The 16,623-nt window shown below is 55.1% G+C and carries 14 protein-coding genes; 4 read left to right on the top strand and 10 right to left on the bottom strand.

The genetic code is table 11. From position 1 onward, the window contains the following. Window positions 1-178 precede the first annotated feature (178 nt). Window positions 179-937, bottom strand: a complete 759-nt coding sequence (locus tag FJ695_RS00825; protein WP_141183675.1) for an SDR family NAD(P)-dependent oxidoreductase — start codon at window positions 935-937, stop codon at window positions 179-181. 124 nt (window positions 938-1,061) lie between these two features. On the opposite strand from FJ695_RS00825, the gene FJ695_RS00820 reads away from it, so the two are divergent. Beyond that, complete coding sequence (locus FJ695_RS00820; protein ID WP_141183674.1) at window positions 1,062-1,304, top strand: bacterioferritin-associated ferredoxin; 243 nt, start codon at window positions 1,062-1,064, stop codon at window positions 1,302-1,304. Between the two features lie 16 nt (window positions 1,305-1,320). Beyond that, complete coding sequence (gene bfr / locus FJ695_RS00815; protein ID WP_141183673.1) at window positions 1,321-1,806, top strand: bacterioferritin; 486 nt, start codon at window positions 1,321-1,323, stop codon at window positions 1,804-1,806. Between the two features lie 10 nt (window positions 1,807-1,816). Here the strand turns inward: bfr and FJ695_RS00810 are convergent, their stop codons facing one another. The 4 genes from FJ695_RS00810 to FJ695_RS00795 form a co-directional block, all read right to left on the bottom strand. Next, the gene (locus tag FJ695_RS00810; protein ID WP_141183672.1) at window positions 1,817-2,497 is read right to left on the bottom strand and encodes an ATP-binding cassette domain-containing protein; all 681 of its coding nucleotides are present in this window, start codon (window positions 2,495-2,497) and stop codon (window positions 1,817-1,819) included. Window positions 2,498-2,501: 4 nt separating this feature from the next. After that, window positions 2,502-4,196 (bottom strand): ABC transporter permease, encoded by a 1,695-nt coding sequence (locus FJ695_RS00805; protein WP_371709000.1) that lies wholly within the window; start codon window positions 4,194-4,196, stop codon window positions 2,502-2,504. A 10-nt stretch (window positions 4,197-4,206) separates the two neighbouring features. Beyond that, window positions 4,207-5,424 (bottom strand): ABC transporter substrate-binding protein, encoded by a 1,218-nt coding sequence (locus tag FJ695_RS00800; RefSeq protein WP_141183670.1) that lies wholly within the window; start codon window positions 5,422-5,424, stop codon window positions 4,207-4,209. Window positions 5,425-5,521: 97 nt separating this feature from the next. After that, window positions 5,522-5,977, bottom strand: coding sequence for an Lrp/AsnC ligand binding domain-containing protein (locus FJ695_RS00795; protein ID WP_141183669.1), 456 nt, complete (start codon window positions 5,975-5,977; stop codon window positions 5,522-5,524). A gap of 139 nt (window positions 5,978-6,116) precedes the next feature. Between FJ695_RS00795 and putA the strand changes: the two genes are divergently transcribed. Further along, window positions 6,117-9,257: a bifunctional proline dehydrogenase/L-glutamate gamma-semialdehyde dehydrogenase PutA gene (putA, locus tag FJ695_RS00790; protein ID WP_141183668.1), complete on the top strand. Its 3,141-nt coding sequence runs from the start codon at window positions 6,117-6,119 to the stop codon at window positions 9,255-9,257. Here the strand turns inward: putA and FJ695_RS00785 are convergent. The 5 genes from FJ695_RS00785 to FJ695_RS00765 all read right to left on the bottom strand — a co-directional run bounded on the left by FJ695_RS00785 (window position 9,254) and on the right by FJ695_RS00765 (window position 15,083). Then, on the bottom strand, window positions 9,254-10,033 hold the full coding sequence (locus tag FJ695_RS00785) for a DUF1186 domain-containing protein (RefSeq protein WP_141183667.1): 780 nt from the start codon (window positions 10,031-10,033) through the stop codon (window positions 9,254-9,256). The genes putA and FJ695_RS00785 overlap by 4 nt on opposite strands. 44 nt (window positions 10,034-10,077) lie before the next feature. Then, window positions 10,078-12,594 carry an ATP-dependent helicase HrpB gene (gene hrpB, locus FJ695_RS00780; protein ID WP_141183666.1) on the bottom strand — a complete coding sequence of 839 codons (2,517 nt, stop codon included), beginning with the start codon at window positions 12,592-12,594 and terminating at the stop codon, window positions 10,078-10,080. After that, window positions 12,561-13,598, bottom strand: a complete 1,038-nt coding sequence (glk, locus tag FJ695_RS00775; protein ID WP_141183665.1) for a glucokinase — start codon at window positions 13,596-13,598, stop codon at window positions 12,561-12,563. Before glk ends, hrpB begins: the two co-directional genes overlap by 34 nt. After that, window positions 13,598-14,026 (bottom strand): methylglyoxal synthase, encoded by a 429-nt coding sequence (locus tag FJ695_RS00770; protein ID WP_141183664.1) that lies wholly within the window; start codon window positions 14,024-14,026, stop codon window positions 13,598-13,600. Before FJ695_RS00770 ends, glk begins: the two co-directional genes overlap by 1 nt. A 205-nt stretch (window positions 14,027-14,231) precedes the next feature. After that, on the bottom strand, window positions 14,232-15,083 hold the full coding sequence (locus FJ695_RS00765; protein WP_209010861.1) for a DUF1194 domain-containing protein: 852 nt from the start codon (window positions 15,081-15,083) through the stop codon (window positions 14,232-14,234). A 551-nt stretch (window positions 15,084-15,634) separates the two neighbouring features. Between FJ695_RS00765 and FJ695_RS00760 the strand changes: the two genes are divergently transcribed. Beyond that, window positions 15,635-16,618, top strand: coding sequence for a sugar-binding transcriptional regulator (locus FJ695_RS00760; RefSeq protein ID WP_209010860.1), 984 nt, complete (start codon window positions 15,635-15,637; stop codon window positions 16,616-16,618). Window positions 16,619-16,623 lie beyond the last annotated feature (5 nt).

The following is a 16,623-nucleotide window of genomic DNA, read 5'->3' as shown; positions in this document are numbered from 1 at the left end:
AACCCCGTGCTACCGGTAAACCTCGTCCATTAGGCTTAAATTCGATGAGAGCTGTGAAGATTAGGTAAAAATGCGGAAAATTACTATGCGGTATTTTAGTGTTCCGCCAGACAGTCTCAATAATTTTATCAAGGAACATTATCCAATACTATTTCTGGTTGACTGAATTTCCTTCCTGTTAAACATGTTGGCCACCGTTGATGTGTATTTCAGAGCCGGTGACGTAGGACGAGTTTTCGCTGCATAAATAGAAAATCGTATCCGCGACTTCGTTTGTTTGGCCAAGACGCCGCAGAGGGATTTCCTCGACCAGTTTTTCTGTTCCAGGAGACAGGATTGACGTATCAATTTCCCCAGGGGCAATTGCGTTGACTCGCACCCCATGTGGTCCGAAGTCTGCAGCCATTTCGCGGGTCAGGGACGCGAGGGCTGCCTTGGAGGTCGCATAGGCGGTTCCGGCAAACGGATGAACCCTGACACCGGCAATCGAGGTGACATTCACCACTGAACCAGATGCAGCTTTGAGTTCTTCAAAGAGGCCGCGCGCTAATAGGATTGGGGCAAAAAAGTTCACTTGGAAAACATTGCGCCACTCATGCATTGGCGTATTCAACGACATCAGGCGTTCTCCGTCATTTCCTTTAGGGCTGATGCCAGCATTATTGACCAGGGCGTGAAGGCGGGAGCCGTGGGCCTCAAGCCGTTTCCTGATCTCCTGAACGGCAAAGCCCAGGTTTTCGGGGTCCGCTAAGTCGACCTGAATGTGATCTTCCGGTCCCATCGGCCAGGGGCATTTTTCCGAGAAGGCTTGGCGGGAGCAGGAAATCACCCGCCAGTTTTCCGCCGAGAATTTTTTAACCGTTGCATGGCCAATGCCCCGGCTTGCTCCTGTTAAAACCAACGTACGCCGTTCGTCAGAAGGGTTTTCAATGTTCATTCGTTCGCCTACCAAAACAAGACCGTGGACATAAAAGTTGACTCTTATAGTATGGTTTCTGTATTGCGCTGCAATCAGTCAACCACAATATGCTCTCAAGACCCGGTGACGGCCAGACCCTAGAATGCTCATTTGTTCTTGTAATGTGTTGACTGACAAGCAGCTGCGCGAAGCCGCGGCTGAAATGCGTGCAGATCCAAACGGTAAAATTCCGACCCCTGGCGCGGTTTTCCGCCATCTGGGATGCCGGCCGCGCTGTGGTGGATGTTTTCCAAGTGTTATTGACATCATTCATGAAGATGCTCCAGAGAGTGAAGTGAAAAACGAAAAGCCTGCGCGGCGCAGGCGCTCGGCAGCAGCTGGTTGAGCATTGAGAGGGACTGATGAAGGGTGAAGCGCGGGTCATTGACTATTTGAACAAGGCTCTCCGGCACGAGTTGACTGCGGTTAATCAATACTGGATGCACGCACGGCTTCTGTCTGACTGGGGCTTCGGCAATCTTGCCGATAAGGAGCTGGAGGAAGCTGAAGAAGAGCGCCAGCATGCGCAGGATCTGATGGATCGGATCCTGTTTCTGGAAGGCTTTCCAAATCTGCAGACCCTCGATCCGCTGCGCATTGGTCAATCTGTGAAAGAATGCCTGGAGGGCGATCTTGCGGCCGAATATGTTGCACGGTCTCTTTATCACGAAGCCCGCGAAGTGTGCCGGGAAGAGGGCGACTATGTATCGATGGCGCTGTTTGAGCAGCTGCTGAGCGATGAAGAAGGCCATATCGACTTCCTCGAAACTCAGCTTGGCCTCATTGAACGGATCGGGATCGACAACTACTCCCTGCTTCAGGCGAAGTCTGCAGACTCAGCTGAATAATGGATTGCAGTCAGGTTGAGGGACCGGCCTTATTGTTTTCCAGCCGGAAAACTTGCCCGCCAGCGACCTCTGCATCCTCTTCGTCATGGGTAACCAGTAAAATGGGAAGATTCTTGTCGCGCGCAACGGAAAAGACCAGCTCGCGGACGGTTGCGCGCCGCGACTGATCAAGGCTGGAAAAAGGTTCGTCCAACAAAAGCGCTTTAGGCTCGGCCAGAAGTGTGCGCATCAAGGCTATCCGGGTTTGCTGTCCGCCGGACAGTTTTGCCGGGTCTTTTAGACCCGAACCTGAAAGACCGACGGCTTGCAAAGCCTCTTCTGCCAAACTCCTGCGCTTGTGTTTGTCTTTGATGTGTTGCGGAATTGCGAACATCAGGTTCTGCAAAACGGACATATGCGGAAACAGGAGCGGTGTTTGAAACATCAACCCAATGTGCCGGTTCTGTGGGGGCAGGCTGGTGATATCTTTCCCGTCCAACAGGATCTGCCCTGAGGCCGAGAAGTCCGGCTTGAGGAAACCGGCGACAAAGTCAAGCAAAGTAGATTTGCCGCTGCCGCTTTCACCCATCACAGTGAGCACGGTTCCTGGGCGGATGACATGATCGAATGTCAGCAACAGCCGGTCATCAAGGCGCAGCGATACCTTCTTAAAGACAAGGCCGGCTGTTGAGCTGGAAGTCGGGGCAATCATGACGTCATGGCTCCAGGCGCATTGCGCTGCGATGTCTGTAGACGATGGCCGGGATCAACGCGGCCAGTGCAAACCCGGCCAGCGGAATTAAAAGTTGCAATAGGGCGTAGAGTGCCGCGAATTGCCGATTGCCACCGCTGGCCAAGGCAACACTTTCGGTCGTGACAGTTATCAGTCGGCCAGCGCCAATCAAAAGGGTTGGCAGATATTGGCTGATGGAGACAGCCAGCGCGACTGCACAAGTCACCAGGATCGGTCTTAGAAGCATTGGTATGTGCACTTTGAAAAAGATCCTGAGCCGGGAAGCGCCCATGGAGGCCGCGAGTCGTGCATAACGCGGATCGAGCCGCTGCCAGGGGTCACTGAGGGCAAGAAAGGCATACGGAAGGACAAAAACCAGATGGGCGAGCAACACGGCAAGATAACTGCCATCTAGTCCGAGCGTTAGAAACAGGATCTGAAGTCCGAATAGGAATGCGACCTGAGGCAGCACAAGTGGCACAAAGATTAGGGTCCGCAGCCATATGCCAGTCTGTTTGCTTTGATTGGTATGGCTTTCCAAAAGCCACAACGTCAGGCCCGTGCTGAGCACGGCTGCGAGGATCCCCAATATAAGTGATGTTGCGAAAATTCCCCTTGTCTCAGGCAGTGCTTTTGTAAATGCCGTGAAGTCCCAGCTTTGTGGCAAGACTGCCGGATACCACCAGGATTTGGCGACTGCCCACAAGCACAGCACCAGAAACGCCAGTAACATTGCGCCGATGATTGCAGCCATCATTCCGAGGGCAATCCCTCTTGCGTACTGATCCGCAGGTTTCCTCCGTCCGAGTGATAGCCGGCGTCTGGCCTGCTGCGTGATCGTAAATTCCAGAACCAGGTAGACCAAGATTGCGCAAATGCTGACAGCCAGTTGAACAATCGCGCCTGCCGAAGCAGTTAGCCGCATAGAAAGATCCGGGTCGTTCATCCAGCCGATTAGGCGTGGGGCTAACGGGGCCGGAGTGGTTGGCCCAAGAATGAGCGCTACATCAACGACAGAAGTCGCGTAGGCAATCACTGCAAGTATCGGTAAGCGGATCAAGGGATAGATTTGCGGCAGAACCACTTTAAAGAAAGTTGCCATTCGGCCGTAACCCAGGCTGGTGCCTGCTTTGGCAAAGTCCTTGATACCCGGCTTGTTCAAGGCAGCAAGGGTCATAAGAAATAAAAAAGGAACCTCTTTGGCCACCAGACCAAAGGTCAAGGCAATCCCAAGCGAGTCATTGATCAACAACAGGTCCGGCGGCCGGTTCCAACCCGTGGCCCAGGGAGAACTCAGCCTGACTAAAAAACCGGACGGCGCGATTAAGAGAGCAAGGCCAATCGCCGCCGCTGCATGCGGAACTGATAGAAGGGGAGACAAAAACCTGCTGATGGCTTGAAAGGTGGGCGTTCCGCTCCATCCGGCTGCGAACAAGAGCACGATTGAAAGAGATAACAGCGACGCAATCAGTCCGGTCGCAAAACTCAAGGCAATGGAATGTTCCAGGCCCGGCATAGCGAGCAGCCGCTTGAAAGGGGCCAGCGACCAGTGGGTTTCACCAAGTGCCGGTAGAAACCCAAAAGCCGGTAAGATGGTTCCGGCGAAGCCTGCAATGACCGGTCCAGCGAGCAACAATGTCACTACCAATGTTGGAGCTTTGGACACTGGCAGGGCCACAGCCAAAGGCTTACTCCCCTCCAGCACCGTAACGGGTTGCCCAGGCTTGCTCCAGTTCCGTCACCCAGCTTGGGTGAGGTTCGGGCAGCACCGGACCAAGGTCTTCAGGTGAAAGTGTCGTGGGGCCAAGATCCAAAGTGTCAAACAGCGCTTTTTCATTTGCCGGCAGATCCGCAACATTGAGAACTGTGGGATCACCCCAGATCTGTGGATCTTGTTTGCGCATTTGTGCTATGGGCGACAACAGATAGTTGGCAAAAACCTTGGCACCTTCTTGCGCGGAGCTGTTAAAAGGAATGGCAACAAAATGCGTGTTGCCGACTGTGCCGCCATTCAGCACAAATGTGCGCACCGTTGGCGGCAGTTCGCCGTTGGCGATTGCACCGGACGCATCTCCAGGATTGAAGGAAAACGCGATATCCAGTTCGCTGTCAGCCAGCAGTTGGCGCATGTGCGCGGCGTTCTTTGGAAAAGCTTGGCCTTTCCGCCAAAGATGCGGGTGCAAGGCGTCGAGGTAATCAAATAGCGGGGCTGTGTGTTTGCCAAACAGCGCCGGGTCAACGGGTTTGCTTAGCAAGGATGGATCCTTGATTGTGCTGATCAGGATCTGTTTCAAGAACGTGGTGCCATAGAAGTTAGGCGGCTGCGGATAGGCAAACCGGCCGGGATCGGCTTTTGCGAAATTCAGGAAGTCATCAAGAGTTTTCGGAGGTGTTTTGAGCCGGCTGCTATCATGCATAAAAACCAACTTGGCCATGCCCCAGGGGCTTTCCAAACCGTCGGTTGGAACGGTGAAGTCCATCAAGACAGTCGGCTTGTTTTCTGTGTCGACAAAGGACCAGTTGGGCAGGCTATGAGCCCATCCAGCTTCGGCAAGTAGATCATGCTTTTTCATAGCGGCGAAGTTTTCGCCATTGATCCAGACGAGATCTACAGCGCCACCACTTGTTTTCCCGACGGATTTTTCAGCCAGAACTTGCGATACGACACTTGCTGTGTCGCTGACTTTCACATGAACAACACGAACACCATACCGGTCTTTGACTTCTCTTGCCGCCCACTGAATGTAAGCATTGATCCGTGGCTCTCCGCCCCACGCATGAAAGTAGACGGTCTGGCCATTCGCTTCAGTCTCGGTCGCTTGCCAATCTCGATCCTGCGCAGAAGCCTGCAGTATTGAGACAGAGAGAGCTAGCAGGGCAGTCCAGGCTGTAAACAAGCGTTTCATATGAGACCTCACGAGAATGTTGCGTTCTCTCTCCTGCAGGCCGACGGACACGGTCAAGACAAGGCTTTGTGATCGATGCTCCGATCCCAAGGCGGCCTTAGACAGGGAGAATATGTGTGTCCTTTATCTCTTCCATGACCGCATACGTATGTGTTTCTCGAACACCAGGTAGCGCGAGAACCACATCGGACAGGAACGCGCGATAGGCCTCCATGTCCTTGACCCGGCTTTTCATCAAGTAATCGAAACCGCCGGCAACCATATGGCATTCCAGAATATCGGGTGACCGTTCAACGGCCCGCTTGAACGCATCAAATATCTCCGGCGAAGTTCGTTCCAATCTGATTTCAACAAAGACCAGCAGTCCGCGGTCCACCTTCTTCGGATCAAGGCTGGCAGAGAACCGCTCAATGTATTTTTCGCGGGTCAAACGCTTCACCCGTTCAGCCGTTGCGGTGGCTGAAAGGCTAACCCGTTCCGACAGCTCGGTGTTGGTGATGCGGCCATCTTCCTGAAGCACCTTCAGAATACGCCGGTCTGTGGCATCCAGCATAGTGAATATTCTCCGAAATTTTGATTTTAACCGGGAAATAGGCGAGTAATTAGGCAAAAAATAGAGAAAAACGCGAGAAATAAAAAGGTAATTTAGGGAAATGTTTGGTTTTGGCTTTAGGGCCTGAAGGGAGGTGCCTATGTCTGTGACAGCTGCTGTCTTGCCGGGAGGCGAAGAAATTGGCTTGGAGCCGTTCCGGGCTGCTTATGCGCCGGACGATAAACCGCTAGTCGAAGCGCTTATAAAAGAAGCGGCCGGAGATCCGGTGGTCGAAAAACTGATCGATCAACGCGCTCGCGGATACATCGACGACATGCGGTCTGTCCAAGTCGGTCTTGGTGGTGTCGAAGATTTCATGCGTGAGTTCGGGCTGACGACCCGCGAAGGCCTGGCAATGATGGTTTTGGCCGAAGCTTTGTTGCGCGTGCCGGATGCTGAGACTGCAGATAGGCTGATTGAAGACAAATTGGCTGCCGCAAAGTTTGATGATCCGAGTGGGCCGAAATCCGACACCTGGCTTGTGTCGGCTTCCTCCTGGGCACTGGGCATCACCTCCCGCCTGCTGCACCCCGGTGATACGCCGCAGAACATTCTTTCCAGTCTTGTCAAGCGCATGGGCATGCCGACCGTCCGCGTTGCGACCCGGAAAGCCATGCAGCTGCTCGGCCACCAGTTTGTGCTTGGCGAAACCATCGGCAAAGCGCTAGAGCGGGCAAAAACACAGGAAGCCAAAGGCTATCGTTATTCCTACGACATGTTGGGCGAGGGCGCCCGCACCCAGAAGGACGCCGAGCGCTATTTCAAATCCTATGCTGATGCCATTGAAGCCATCGGCAAATCGGCTGGTGACAAGAATTTGCCGGACCGTCCGGGAATCTCTGTCAAACTCTCCGCTCTGCATCCGCGTTATGAAGCCATCAAGGGTGACAGGGTCCGCGAAGAACTGTTGCCGCGCTTGAAAGAACTAGCGCAGATGGCCCGTGACCGGGACTTGAATTTTACCGTTGATGCGGAAGAAGCCGACCGGCTTGAGATTTCGCTCGATGTGATTGCCGCCCTGTTGTCTGATCCGGTCACCGAAGGCTGGGATGGCTTCGGCCTGGCCGTTCAGGCATATCAAAAGCGGGGTGTCGATGTTATTGATTGGCTGATCACCGCTGCCCGTAAAACCAACCGCAAACTCATGGTGCGTCTGGTTAAGGGCGCTTATTGGGACACGGAAATCAAACATGCTCAGGAAAATGGGGCTGACGGTTATCCGGTGTTTTCCCGTAAAGCGGCAACGGATCTATCGTATCTCTGCTGCGCAAAACGGATGCTGGCGGCCCGCGATGTTTTGTATCCGCAGTTTGCGACCCACAACGCGCTGACTGTTGCACAAATCATCGAATTGGCCGGAGGCAGCTCCGAAGGCTATGAATTCCAACGCCTCCACGGCATGGGCGAAAGCCTGTTCAAATCGGTCTGCGAAAGGGATGGGTTCCCGACCCGTATCTACGCACCGGTGGGCGGTCATAAGGATCTGCTGGCCTATCTTGTCCGCCGCCTTCTGGAAAATGGCGCTAACTCGTCTTTCGTCACGATTGTGGGCGATATGTCCGTGCCGGTCGAAAGCATGCTGCAGCGGCCAAAGGAAATTCTGGACAACGGCCATCACGCAGTGAACCGGTCGATTCCGATGCCTGACGGCCTTTATGGCGACAGCCGCAAGAATTCCGACGGTGTTGAGTTCGGTTGGGCGGCAGAGCGTACAATGCTTGTCTCGGGGATGGCAAAGACGACGGCACCGTTCACGGCAGCAACGCCTCTTGGCAAGGGCCTGGCAACGTCCGGCGAGGCAAATCCCGTGTTTGCGCCGATGGATGGAACGACCAAGGCTGGCAGCGTCTGTTTTGCAGACAAGGCGATGGCAGAAACGGCCATCGAGATCGCCCAAGCCGGATTTGAAAGCTGGTCCCGCCGTCCGGTCGAAGAGCGTGCTGCGATCTTGTCGAAAGTTGGGGATCTTCTTGAAGAAAACCGAGATCGCCTCATGTCGATCTTATCGATCGAAGCGGGCAAGTGCTTGCCGGACGGCATTGCCGAGATACGGGAAGCAGTAGATTTCTGCCGGTACTATGCCAACGAAGCCCGCACGCAATTTGGTGACGGACGCCTGATGCCTGGGCCAACGGGCGAAGAGAATCGCTACCGCCATCGCGGCCGCGGCGTGTTTGTGTGTATTTCGCCCTGGAACTTCCCACTGGCGATTTTCCTTGGCCAGATCAGTGCCGCTCTGCTGGCCGGCAATGCGGTTGTCGCAAAACCAGCCGAGCAGACGCCTCTGATTGCTTATGAGACCGCCAAGCTTCTTTATGAAGCCGGTGTGCCGGAAGATGTTTTCCTTCTGGTGCCGGGTGATGGTGCTGTTGGTGCAGCTTTGACTGCGCATCCAAAGGTCGCCGGTGTTGCTTTTACCGGATCAACCGAGACGGCATGGGCGATCAACAAAACGCTGGCAATGAAACGCGGTCCTATTGTGCCGCTGATTGCGGAAACCGGCGGTATCAACGCCATGCTGGTGGATGCAACGGCCTTGCCGGAGCAGGTGTGCGACGACGTCATGATGTCGGCCTTCCGCTCTGCCGGGCAGAGATGTTCAGCGCTGCGGCTGCTCTATGTGCAGGATGATGTGGCCGACAGCCTGCTGGCTATGCTGGAAGGGGCAGCCAAGGAACTTGAACTTGGAGACCCGCGCCTGCCGTCCACGGACATTGGACCGGTGATTGATGATGAGGCCAAGTCCGGCATTCAGTCCCATATTGATGAAATGCGCGAGAGGCAGACACTGCGTTTTGCCGGAGAAACGCCAGCTGGAAAACTGGCCAATGGATCCTGGATTGCGCCGCACATCATCGAGTTGGACAAAGCCGAAGCTCTGACCCGGGAAGTCTTTGGACCGGTGCTGCATGTGGTGCGTTACAAATCCAAAGACATTGACGCCGTCCTCGATCAGATTGCCGGCTCCGGCTATGGCCTGACCCTAGGTGTGCACAGCCGGATCGATGCAACGGTCAAGAAAGTTGTCGACAGGCTGTCGGTCGGCAATGTCTACGTCAACCGCAACACGATTGGCGCGGTTGTCGGAACCCAGCCGTTTGGCGGTTCGGGCCTGTCGGGCACCGGGCCCAAGGCAGGTGGGCCGGCCTATCTGACCCGCTTTGCGCTTGAACAAGTTGTGTCGATCAACACGGCTGCGGCCGGAGGCAATGCAAGCCTGGTGGCCGCATCAGACGATTAGAGCACATGCGGCGGCTGGGGTGCATTCAGGAAACAATCGCCCCAGTCACGCTCCCCTTTTCCAAAGGGAACGTAACCGCGCCTTTCAAGCCAAGCTGAAAGGTCTGTGGCCGATATTGTTTCTTGCAACGCAGTCTTAAAACCCGCGACGTCATTTTCCGCTCGGCCGCCATCCTCAGCAAGGATACGGCCTGTTTCAATTGCCCGCACTGCGATTGGTGCCAGTTCGGAATGTCCCAAATCTGCAATGGCGATCAGCCAGCCACTCCAAATCGGATCGTCAGGCTCAGGCGCATCGTCCTCGTCTAGGTAGGCCCGAAGTGCCTGCGTTACAGCAACAGCACTTATGCGGTCGTTCAAAGCTTCATATGTCCAGGCTCGTAAGCACGCATCGCGAATCAGGAAGTCGAGCTCATGGCGTTTCACCACCTGCCACAAGGCATCATCCCGTCCGTCTGCCAGGCACATCAGAATACGCGGGAGCGTCGTTGCAATGCCGACTTCCCCAAGGATCTGAAAAAGCAGTTGCGGCTGTTTGGTCGCCAGATCAAGTAAGGGCGAGAAGGCGGCAGAAATCCTTAGAGCAGCGAGGAGATGTATCCCGAGATAGAGCGACTTTTCTTCGGTCGCCTCCAATGCTCTCCCAGAAGCCGCCTTGCCCAGAAGCGGCAGGAAAATAGCTGCGGACCTCTCGGGATTGTTTAGACAATATGGAATTGTCTCTACCGGAAAGGCGTTTCGGCTCGCCAAATCTTCAAGAATGTTCCAACGGTCCATAAGAATCCTCTAGTAACATTCTATCACAGGTAGCGTTCGGAGTTTTAGGTGCCTCGAGGTTTTGCCCGTCTTGTTGCCTCTGCCGAAGTCGGGTCGTCCGGCCAAGGATGCTTGGGATACCGGCCTTTCATGTCTGCCTTAACGTCCGCCCAAGATCCGGCCCAGAAGCCAGGCAAGTCCTTGGTGATCTGGATCGGGCGCTGGGCCGGCGACAACAGCTCCAGGAGAAGTGGCAGCTGTCCATTGCAGACGGACGGATGGTCTTTCAAGCCAAAAAGTTCTTGAACCCGGATCGACAGGGTGGGGCCGGCTGCTGCGCCGTAATCGATCGGAACTTTACTGCCGGTCGGTGCGGTGAAATGGGAGGGCGCAATGGCGTTAATCTTCTCCGAAGCGTCATAGGGGAGTCGGGCGGCCAGTGCAGTTCCAAGCACCTGAGCGTCGATGGCGGACAAGTTTGGCATGCCTGCCAGAAACGGGCCCAGCCAAGTGTCCAGATCCTTGTTCAAGGCGGTGTCTGACAAGTCAGGCAAGTCTTCGGCGCCATTGGCACGGGCATAGGCTAGGCGCTTGCGCAAGCGCTCTTGATCCTTACTCCAAGGGAGTCGTGAAACACCGCGGCGCTTCACTTCGGCCAACAGTGCTCTTTCAATCGCGGCCGGATCCGGAGCAGCGATCGTGACGGCTTGCAGTTCAACTGCTTTATAGCGTGTTACGCGGCGGGCTTTAAGATTGCCGTCCTTGGTAAGCTGAACCTCGTCTTCTTCGACGATGTCATCAGCAAACAGGTCTTCGATGTCGGTCCGTGCGATTGGTGCGCATAGCTGGATCCGCCCGCTTGCCGCTTTGCCCTGGACTTCGGCAACAGTCAAAAATTGGGCTGTGGAGAGGGCATGTTCTACAGGCAGCTCCGCGCCGCGGCCGTTTGCCAGCCGGAACCGGCCGGTTTGCCCGCGGGCTTGCGCGACCCGGTCCGGATACGCAAGAGCGAGCAACACGCCGGCCACTTCCACGTCGATTGCGTTGCCGGTGCCGCCTGCCTGTTTCAACCACCTGGTGGCAAGAGCTCGGCCATCTTTGGCTCGTTGGCTCTTGTCGTTCTTCAAGGCTTGAAGCCGTGCCCGCAGATCTGGATTTCGGCCGCCTAGACCGGGTTCAGAAAGGATAAGCGCGATCAGTGCAGCCGTATTGCCCAAGTCTCGTGTAACGCCCTCGATCAACATATGCGCCAGCCGCGGGTGTAAGGGCAGTTTGGCTAGGGCTTTGCCTTCAGGCGTCAACCGGCCGGTGCCATCGAGGGCATGGAGGTCCGTCAGCAGTGTTGTTGCTTCGCGCCAAGCTGCAGCTGGGGGCGGGTCCGGAAATATCAGCGAACTCGGATTGGCCGTTCCCCAGGCTGCAAGGTCCAATGCCAAACCGGTCAAATCCGCTTCCAGAATTTCCGGCGTTTCAGCAACGGGTAATGAGATGGTTTGCGCTTCATCCCAAAGACGGTAACAGACACCGGGCTCTGTCCGTCCAGCCCGGCCGCGGCGCTGGTCGGCTGAAGCGCGAGACACTCTGACGGTTTCCAGCCGTGTCAGGCCGGTTTGTGGTTCATATCTCGGCACTCTGGCCTGCCCGCTGTCGATAACGACCCGGACGCCTTCGATGGTCAGGGACGTTTGTGCGACCGCGCTTGAGAGGACGATTTTTCTGGTGCCGTCGGAAGCGGGCCGGATGGCGGCATCCTGCGTCTTGCTGTCGAGACCGCCATAAAGCGGAGCGATCTGACAATTTCCGGGAACTTTGCCGGACAGAAGGTCTGCCGTCCGTTTGATCTCACCTTGGCCAGGTAGGAATACGAGGATGGACCCGGTTTCTTCGCGAAGGGCCTGCTGGACGACCCGCGCAATTTGCGGTTCGATGCGCTCTTGTTGGGACCGTCCGAGATAACGGGTTTCAACTGGAAAACTTCGACCCTTGCTCATAATCACAGGCGCTTCGCCGAGTAGTTTCGATATCCCGGCCGCATCAATGGTGGCGGACATGGGCATAAGGCGCAGATCTTCACGCAAGGCAGACTGCACTTCCAGGCTCAACGCCAGACCAAGGTCGCCATCAAGAGACCGTTCATGGAATTCATCGAACAGGATGGCTGCAACGCCTGTGAGTTCCGGGTCATCCAGGATCATGCGGGTGAAAACACCCTCCGTTACCACCTCGATCCGTGTTTTTGAACTGACCTTACTTTCCATGCGGACGCGGTAACCGACGGTCTCGCCAGCTCTTTCGCCGAGCTCGCTTGCCATGCGGCGGGCGGCTGCCCGGGCGGCCAGACGGCGTGGCTCCAAAACCAGGATTTTGCCGTCCTGCCGCCAGTCAGCATCGAGAAGTGCCAAGGGAACGCGGGTGGTCTTGCCCGCTCCCGGTTCTGCCACAAGAACAGCATTCACAGTCGTTTCGAGGGCTTCCAGAACTTCTGGAAGCACATCATCAATCGGAAGGGCGGTCGTGAAAGTCTTTGCCTTGACCACGTTTATTGACCTTAGGCAGGTTGTTGAGCCGGGTTGGTGGTCCATTCACGGCCGCGCCGGTCGACAGCGAATTGCTCCGGCGCTCTGGCATAGGAAGCAAGACCTTCAAGCGCCGGATCAGGGTGGCGTACAATAAAGGTCGGAATTTTGTTCATTAAGGCTTCATGAGGTGCCTTCGCCTCAAAGGCCGCTCTGAAATTTCCATCTGTTAGAAACCGTGGTATCCGCGGTGTGATGCCGCCGGTTAAATATACCCCACCGCGCGCGAGAGTGGTCAGGGCAAAATCACCTGCGACTCTGCCGAGTGCCCGGGCGAACACTTCCAGTGTTTTCACAGCAACAGCGTCGTTTTCGTCTGCAGCTTTGGTGATGCTGGCTGGTGTTCCAAAATCGCGGTCAGCGTCCATCCAAGCTGACACAGCTTGAGCAAGTTTTGGCAGGCCAGTGCCGCTCAAAATCTCTTCGGCGCCAATCCGGCCATTGCGGCGCGCTATGTGCGGCCAGATTTCAAAGTCCTCAGGTGTGACTGGGCCGAGTTCTACATGGCCACCTTCCCCTGGAACCGGTATCCAGGTGTCGGCTGCAAAGATCATCGCTGCAGCGCCAAGGCCTGTGCCTGGTCCGAGCACAAATTTGGTGGCATCTGCACGCAGTGACCCTTGGCCGACCTGCTCGACATCGGCACCTTGATAACCAGGGAGCGCGAGGGCCTGCGCCTCAAAGTCGTTCAGCACGATGACCTGTTCGACGCCGAGTTCCGCAATCATTTTCAAGGGTTCGATTATCCAGGCGGCATTGGTCAGCGGAATCGTATTGCCAGTGACCGGGCCTGCAACGGCAATGATTGCTGTTCTTGGTTTCTTTTCGGCTTCCGCCAAAACCGTTTCCCGAATGGCCGCGGAGATATCCGCATGATCTGCAGTCGCCGTTTTTGCACACATGCGGGTCGGGGCCGTTGCGTTGTCCACCATCGCAAAACGCGCATTGGTACCGCCAATATCGGCCACCAGAACTGGATAGGAGAACGGGTTTTGGTCTTGGAGAGTCATTAAGAAGCAACGCTCACTTCAGGCGTATCGGATGTCGTTGTCAGTCCGGTGAGCCGGGATGAACGCAACAAGATCGCCGCAGTCGATGGATTGAGGGCCATGGGCATATCGTAGACGACCGCAAGGCGCATCAGAGCTTTGACATCAACGTCATGAGGCATCGGCGACAGAGGATCGACAAAAAAGATAAGGCCATGTAATCGGCCCTCGGCAATCATAGCGCCAATTTGCTGATCGCCGCCCAGAGGTCCGCTCTTAAATCGATTGATATTCAGATTAGGACACGCCTCAAGTATCCGGCCTCCTGTTGTGCCGGTCGCGACCAGATCGAACCCACGTAGCTTTTCCTCATGATGCTTAGCAAACTCGACCATGGCGTCTTTTTTTGCATCGTGAGCGACCAGGGCAAGCGTTGGGATTGCGGGCATGAGGCTCGTCCTTTGAGCAAGGAAATGGGGAATGTCCCAGTGTTTAACGCCAAAGCGGTCCGGGCGCAAAGGGAGATGCGCTTTGGAGAACTGAGATTTTATTCAACTATCAAAAAAAATGGAAGAGTGAAGGGTTTGCACCAACAAAAAAGAGCCGCGCCTTTTGCAAGGCGCAGCCTGAGGAACCGCGATGGAGACGTGGAAGTTAGTCAAACAGGTTGCAGCGGACCGGTTCGCGCATGGCGACTTTTTGGAAGTAGTTATCCGGTTCCGGCATTGAGATCCCGGCAATTTCCATGACCAGTTTCATGCGAATGGCATCGGCGAAACCTTCCTTGGACCGGACAGGGATCGCGAAAGAACCAGGACCGCCAATCACACAATCTTCGTAGTAGTGATCAAGGTTCAGCATGGCTTGCCAGGTGTTCTTGTTCGACTTCATCATCAGCGGCAGGCCGTTGATCGTGACACCGGCTTGCACCATACGGTCACGCATTTCTGTCACGGAGCCACCTTGGTTGTTCGGGCCGTCGCCAGAGATATCGATCACCTGGCGCAGGCCTTGGTATTCGTTGTGCTGAACCATCCAAACGGATTTCTCCAGAGCGGAGGCGATTGAGGTTCTTTGAACCTGGCGAAGGGGGGCTTCAGATATCTTAGAAGCAAAATGAGATGCAGAAGTGGCATCCTGGACGATGGTCCAGTCGGCGACGACAAAGTGTTCGTCCACACCGCCCCACTCCATATAGGTGATGGCTATCTTGCCAATCGGCCCTACCTGGATCGCATCTAGAAACTCTTGGGACGTGAGTGCAGAGACATAGCCAGCACGCTGGATCTCCTGCTCTTCGGTGTCCATGGATTGGGAAATATCAACAGCAAGCACCAATTCCACATCAACCTCGTTGGCGGGATTATAGGTGTACTGTTTCGCAAACAGCTTTGACGGGAGGTAATCCCGGGCTTGAGCTGGCATGGCTAAAGCGAAGGCCACGCAAAGGAAGGGCAGTATTCTGCCGACGTTATGTGCACAGTGTCTAGTTTTTTCGAGACGCATTGGTTTCTCCATCATTAGGTCTTTTTGACCTTTTGCCACGTCTCCCCTTTTTGTTATTTTCTATTCTAATTTATTAGTTTTTCGTTTCTCGCGATTCCTACTTAGGGTCTTATCCTGACCTGCTGGTTATTAGAGTTTTACTCAGCAAGTGATGTGCCAATTGTACTAGGTTTCTGTTTAACCGGCAAAATCAGACGCGCACAGAGTGCATTTATTCCACAGATGGGAATTAAGTGCCGGATTGCTAGGCATATTTTTCCGGTCTGGTTGCAACTGTTAGGTGGTGGTGGGCAGTAATTGCCTATCGAGAATCAGGCTGGCCTGACTCTGAATTGCCTAAAAAGGCGGCTGTTTGCTGCATTTTTGTAAACTTTTCTTATTGACGCTGCCGCTCCGTCAGACCATGATCTGAAGAAATTCTCATTTGGTGAAGAATTTTTCAGACTGGATGGGTGCCGATGATTCGAGGCCGTGGAGAGGCTGTGAAGCTGATTGCGGATTTGAATTAGCGGAAGGGCCAGACTGAAAAATTTGGGGGAGCGTAAATATCAATGACGGTGCGGGACGACGATTGGGCCTCCTATATGGCGATCCGGGCTGCCTGGCTGTCATTTGTCGGCGGGCGCACCCAAGGAGAGATCGCGGTCCAGCTCGGTGTGTCGCCGGCCAAAGTCCACCGCCTGATTGCGCATGCCCAAAAGGCAGGTCACGTGAAGTTTCAAATTGATGGCCGGCCGCTTGAGTGTTTGCAGTTGGAGAAAGAGCTGACTGCACACTTTAATCTGTCCAATTGCATCATCGCGCCGGAGCTTGGCGGCCATGATGAAGACAGTGCCCTGCGCGCTGTATCTGTCTCAGCGTCTCAATTCCTCACCGGGCTGTTGAGTGGCTCGGGCGTCAAGCGTCTTGGCGTTGGTATGGGCCGTACATTGACCGCTTCCGTAGAGGCGTTGCCCAAAATCCAGCGCAGCGATCTGGAGATCATGTCGATCTGCGGGTCCTTGACCCGCACTCTGGCTGCGAACCCGTACGATATCATTCAAAAGATTCAAGCCCGTACCGGCGGTGTCGGTTATTACCTTCCTGTGCCTTATTTCGCTGAAAATCGGGAGGAAAAAGCCATGTTTCTCACGCAGCGCAGTGTCCAGGACCTTATGAACCGCGCGCGCCAGTCGGATGCTTTTCTGATTGGCATCGGCTCGGTCGAAAATGAAGGGCATTTGGTTCAGCGTGGAATGATCTCCAAGCAGGAACAAGAAAATCTAATGTCGGGTGGCGCCGTTTGTGATTTGATGGGGCGCTTTTTGACGATTGACGGAGAATTGGCTCCCGACCCGCTCGGAGATTGCGCGGTCGGCCTTCATTTCGATGAAGTGCGCGGGAGCCGGGTGATTGCGCTGGTAGGCGGCGAAAGCAAGGTGGATGCAACACTTGCTGCGCTGCGTACCGGTGTCATTACCGATCTAGTGGCGGATGAGACCCTTGCTAAGGCTCTCAGCGCCAAGGTCGGCTTAAACTTGGCACAGTCTGCATAAAGCAG

The organism is Labrenzia sp. PHM005 (genome assembly GCF_006517275.1).
Taxonomy (GTDB): Bacteria; Pseudomonadota; Alphaproteobacteria; order Rhizobiales; family Stappiaceae; genus Roseibium.
This window is presented reverse-complemented; position numbering and strand designations above follow the sequence as displayed.